The organism is Hydrogenimonas sp., from assembly GCF_029933015.1.
Taxonomy (GTDB): domain Bacteria; phylum Campylobacterota; class Campylobacteria; order Campylobacterales; family Hydrogenimonadaceae; genus Hydrogenimonas.
In genome coordinates, this window is record NZ_JAOZOZ010000110.1 from 1 (window position 1) to 5,215 (window position 5,215).

Annotated in this window: 6 protein-coding genes; 4 read left to right on the top strand and 2 right to left on the bottom strand. The window is 56.4% G+C overall.

What is annotated here, in order from left to right:
• Positions 1-1,556: protein translocase subunit SecD (secD, locus tag Q1K23_RS07375; protein WP_300363501.1), on the bottom strand; the 1,556-nt coding region annotated here is incomplete at its 3' end.
• On the bottom strand, positions 1,546-1,830 hold the full coding sequence (gene yajC, locus Q1K23_RS07380; RefSeq protein ID WP_300363502.1) for a preprotein translocase subunit YajC: 285 nt from the start codon (positions 1,828-1,830) through the stop codon (positions 1,546-1,548). The genes yajC and secD, both read right to left, overlap by 11 nt.
• Positions 1,831-1,857: 27 nt before the next feature.
• On the opposite strand from yajC, the gene Q1K23_RS07385 reads away from it, so the two are divergent.
• The 4 genes from Q1K23_RS07385 to Q1K23_RS07400 form a co-directional block, all read left to right on the top strand.
• Positions 1,858-3,090, top strand: coding sequence for an apolipoprotein N-acyltransferase (locus Q1K23_RS07385; RefSeq protein WP_300363503.1), 1,233 nt, complete (start codon positions 1,858-1,860; stop codon positions 3,088-3,090).
• 140 nt (positions 3,091-3,230) lie between these two features.
• Entirely contained in the window at positions 3,231-4,151 is a 921-nt protein-coding gene (gene cysK / locus Q1K23_RS07390) for a cysteine synthase A (RefSeq protein ID WP_300363504.1), read from the top strand.
• 25 nt (positions 4,152-4,176) lie between these two features.
• A complete protein-coding gene (locus Q1K23_RS07395; protein ID WP_300363505.1) occupies positions 4,177-4,749 on the top strand; it encodes an aminotransferase class IV family protein in 573 nt (190 codons plus the stop codon).
• A 25-nt stretch (positions 4,750-4,774) separates the two neighbouring features.
• On the top strand, positions 4,775-5,215 hold a 441-nt coding region (locus tag Q1K23_RS07400), incomplete at its 3' end, for a hypothetical protein (RefSeq protein WP_300363506.1).

The following is a 5,215-nucleotide window of genomic DNA, read 5'->3' on the forward strand; positions in this document are numbered from 1 at the left end:
TTGACGCCGAACCATTTGTTGAGTCCGCGTCTGTCGATCTTGTGCTGCACCATCTCCCAGATACCGTGGGTTCCCAGGATCGCCGTCAGCATGGATGCCAGGATACCGATGCTCATCGTGATGGCGAACCCTTTGATCGGGCCGGTACCGTAGGCATAGAGCACGACGGCGGCGATCAGCGTGGTGATGTTGGCGTCCAAAATGGCGCTGAAGGCGTTGGCGTAGCCCTGCTCGATCGCTTTGGCGACGCTTTTGCCCTCATACAGCAGTTCCCGGATCCGTTCGTTGATGATGACGTTGGCGTCCACCGCCATACCCACCGTCAGGACGATACCCGCCATCCCCGGCAGGGTGAGCGTCGCCCCGAAGAGCGCCATGACCGCCAGGATCAAAAAGAGGTTCACGATCAGCGCCACGTCGGCGATGGCTCCCGCGATGCCGTAGTAGAGAATCATGAAAACGACGACGGCCAGGAAGCCCGTGATCAGCGCGATCATCGACGCCTTGATACTGTCGGCGCCGAGGCTTGGGCCCACGCTGCGTTTCTCCTCCATGAATACCGGAGCCAGCAGGGCGCCCGAACGCAGGGCGATCGCCACGTCGTGGGCCTCCTTGACGCTGAAACCGCCGCTGATCTGACCGCTGCCGCCGCCGATGCGCTCGCGGATGACCGGCGCGCTGTAGACTTTGTTGTCGAGCACGACCGCCAGCCGCTTGCCGACGTTCTTTCCGGTGAAGTCGCCAAAGATCTGCGCACCCTGGGAGTTGAGGGAGAAGTTGATGACCGGCTGGTTGTTCTGATCGAACGCGACACGCGCATCGGTCAGCATCGAACCGTCGAGAATCGGAATCTCCTTGACCAGATATTTCCGGTGCGGATTCTGGGCATCCTGCAATATGACGTCACCGTACTTCGCCGCTTCGGCCGGCGTCATCTGATCGACACGGGCCGCCCGCTCCTCGTCGATCGCCATCAGCTGCAGGTGCGCCGCTTTGGCGATCAGCTCGCGGATACGCTGCTCCTGCTCGGGCGTCTTGATGCCGGGCACCTCCACCAGGATCTTGTCGGCTCCCTGCTTGGCGACGGTCGGTTCCGCCAGACCGAACTGGTCGAGACGGTTTCGGATCGTGTCGACCGCCTGGGTGATGGCGTACTTCTTGACCGACTCGATCTCCTGGGGCGTCAGTGAGACCGTATACTTCAGCCCCTCTTTCTGGACGGCGATCCCTTCGATCTTTTTCAGGATTTCGTCCATCTTGGGCATGTCGTCTTTGTCGAGCAGCTCGAAAGAGATCTTGCCGTCACGTACCTTGAACTCGTCGATGATCAGATCCTCATCTTCCGCCGCATATTTGATCGAAGAGGCCAGGGATTTGATTTTCGATTTGATCGCCTCGTCGGTATCGACACCAAGAAGCATGTGCAGACCACCCTGCAGATCGAGACCGAGAGTGATTTTGGAGCCTTTCTCCAGATTCAGAAGCGACGGCGCGGAGAGCGCCAGACCGAAAATCGCCGCGGCGATGAAGATGACGACGCGGTAATTAAGCTTCATCCTCGAACTTTCTCGCTACGTAATCGGGTACGAGTTTGACGATGCAATCGTCGTTAAGCTTGACTTTGATAAAATCCTCTTCCGGTTTGACCACTTCGGCGATCAGGCCGCCTGTCGTGACGATCTTGTCACCCTTTTTCAAAGAAGCGATCATCTCCTTGTGCTGTTTCGCCTGCTTCTGCTGCGGACGGATCACCAGAAAATAGAAGATCGCGAAGAGAATCAGAAGCGGAAACAATGAAGCCAGAACTCCACCTTGCGCTGCATCTTGCATAGAGTATCCTTGTACATGAAATTTTTGATGCGATATTTTACCACCCCTACCATAAGTTTAGGCTTTCTTTCGGCGATCAGTGCCTCCACCTTCATCTATCTGTACCATTTCGGTACGCACTGGCCATGGCTGCAGGCGTTTTTGGGCACGATCGCCCTCCTTTCATGGCTTCTCCTGCCGCCCCGCGCCATGTTCTGGAGCGGCTTTTTCACCGGAGTTTTCTGGTTCTGGTGGATCGGCATGAGCTTCCGCTACTACGATCTGACCTGGATGATCCCTTTTGTCATCTTCGCCGTGGGCCTCGTCTACGGCATCCTTTTTGGCCTCGTCGGCGCCCTGCCCCATCCCGCCTTTCGCGCCGTCGCCGTGGGCCTTCTGGAGTTCGTCCACCCTTTCGGCTTCGACTGGTTCCGCCCCGCCCTGATGTTCACGGGCTCCGTCCTGGGCGACCTGCTGTGGCAGCTCTGGCTGCTTCTGGCGATATTAACGATCGTTCTTTCATTCAAGCGCAGAGGCCGGTATCTGGCCTTTGCGCTTCTTTTTTTCACCATTCAGCACCCATCGAGAGGCGACCGGCATCCCGATCTCGAAGCGCTGAAACACTCCGTCCAGATCGTACAAACCAATATCGAACAGGACAAAAAGTGGCAGCCCCGCTATCGCAACGCCATCGTGGAACTGAATCTCCACGCCATCCGTCTGGCGATGGAGAGCGGCAAAAAGGCGGTGATTCTTCCCGAAAGCGCCTTTCCCCTCTATCTCAACCACGACATCGAACTGGTCGAAAAGCTGATCGATCTGAGCCGCCGTATCACGATCGTCACCGGCAGCCTCTACTACGAAAAGGAAAAATCCTACAACTCCACCTACCTCTTCCGCGACGGCCGGATGCGCGTGATGCACAAAGTGGTGCTCGTACCCTTCGGAGAGGCGGTGCCGCTTCCCAAATGGATGGGCCGCTGGATCAACGACATCTTTTTCGACGGCGCCAGCGACTACGTGACGGCCGCAAACCCCAGCGATTTCGAAATGGCCGGAAAGGTCTGGCGAAACGCCATCTGCTACGAAGCCACCAGCGACCGTCTCTACGAAGACGACCCGCAATACATGTGCGCCATGAGCAACAACGCCTGGTTCACCCCCTCCACCGAACCGACGCTCCAGCGCCTCCTGATGCGGCTACAGGCCCACCGCCACGGCACCGTCATCTTCCACGCCACCAACGGACCGGGGACGGGAGTGATCACACCTTATCAGTGAAAAGTGAAAAACTAAAAACTAAAAATTGTGGATGCCGCTACGCGGCTTTTATTTTAATTAGTTATAATAAAAAGGAGCGAAGCGACCATCCGTCACTTTTAACTTTTCACTTTTAGTTTTTCACTGAAAAAGGACAAATAATGCATATCGCCAACGACGTCTCCGAACTGATCGGCAACACCCCGCTGGTCCGTCTCAACTTCGCATCAAAAGAAACAGGATGCACGATTCTGGGGAAATGCGAATTCATGAATCCCGGAGGATCGGTGAAGGACCGGATCGGGAAAAACATGATCGAGCGCGCCCTGGAGAGGGGTCTCATCGACAAAGAGAGTGTCATCATCGAACCGACCAGCGGCAACACGGGCATCGCCCTGGCGAGCATCTGCGCCGCCAAGGGGCTTCGTCTGATCCTGACGATGCCCGAGTCGATGAGTCTCGAACGCCGAAAGCTTCTCAAAGCCCTGGGCGCCGAACTGGAGCTCACGCCGGCGGAAAAGGGGATGCGGGGGGCCATCGAAAGAGCCGAAACGCTCCAAAAAGAGCTCGACAACGCCGTCATTCTCCAGCAGTTCGAAAACCCCGACAACCCCGAAGCCCACCGTCACACCACGGCCCTGGAGATCATCCGAAACACGGAGGGCAACGTCGATATCTTCGTCGCGGCGGTGGGAACGGGCGGTACGATCACGGGAACGGGTGAAACGCTCAAGGAGAGAATTCCCGGCATCCGTATCTATGCGGTCGAACCGGAAAAATCTCCCGTTCTCGCCGGCGGAAAACCGGGTCCCCACAAGATTCAGGGTATCGGTGCCGGCTTCGTTCCGAAGATTCTGGATACCGAAGTCTACGACGAGGTGATCGAAGTCTCCGATGCCGACGCCTTCGAGACAAGTCGCCGCATCGCGAAAGAGGAGGGGCTGCTGGTGGGGATCTCTTCGGGCGCCAATGTCTACGCGGCCATGCAGGTGGCGTCACGTCCGGAAAACCGCGGGAAAATCGTCGTCACGATCCTCTGCGACACGGGCGAACGCTACCTCAGCACCGAACTGTTCGATTAGAAACATTAAAAAAGGAGGTGTAACCATGCTTTTTGAAACCATATGCATCCAAAACGGAGCCATTCAGCACCTCTCGCTGCATCAGAAGCGTCTGGACCGCAGCCAGGCGGCGCTTTTCGAAAACTTCGAGCCGATCGATCTGGGAAAGATACTCCGTCCTCCGACAGGCACGGGGACTCTCAAATGTCGGGTTCTCTACGCAGAGAGACTTATCGACGTCACCTACGAACCCTACCGTCCCCGCAGCGTCAAAACACTCAGAATCGTAGAGTCGGATCTCGACTACGGCCACAAATTCCGCGACCGTGACACGATCGACGAACTCTTCGCCCAAAGGGGCGACGCCGATGAGATCCTGATCGTGAAGAAGGGTCTCGTAACCGACACTTCCATCGCCAATGTCGCCTTCTTGAAAGAGAAGCGCTGGTACACCCCGAAAACTCCTCTGCTGCATGGTACCACCAGAGAGCGGCTGATCCGCAGCGGTTTTCTGATCCCCAGAGAGATCCGCGCCGAAGAGCTGGAGAGTTTCGAAGCTTTCGCCCTGCTCAACGCGATGATCGGATTCCAGCCTGTCAAACATGGTAAAATAGTCTGAAAGTTACCACCGAAAAAGAGAAAAAATGCTGATAGACATGATCAAAGAGACCGAATTTCAGGAGATGATGGAAGCGCATATCAAGGACATGCTGCACTATATGCTCGACAGCGCCCAGCCTTTCGGCATTCTGTGCAATCTCGAACATGTCACTTTCGAACCGCCTCTGCCCGAGGAGCTCGCCCATGCGCTGCAGGATGTGACCCTTTTCATGATCGCGGGCTACACCTTCGACAGCTTCGAAGTCGACGAGCATATCCTCTCCTTCGAGGCGGGCTTCGGTCCTCAGAATTTCGGAAGCGTCGTCAGCATGCCGATCCTGGCCGTTTTGCAGATTCTGGTGGAAGAGACTCCCCTGCTGATCAACATGGCCCAGCCGATGCTCGAATACAGAAGCGAATCGGAAGAATCCGGCATCAAGAGTTCGCTGGAGAGTTTTCTGAGCAATCCGGAAAACAGGAAATTT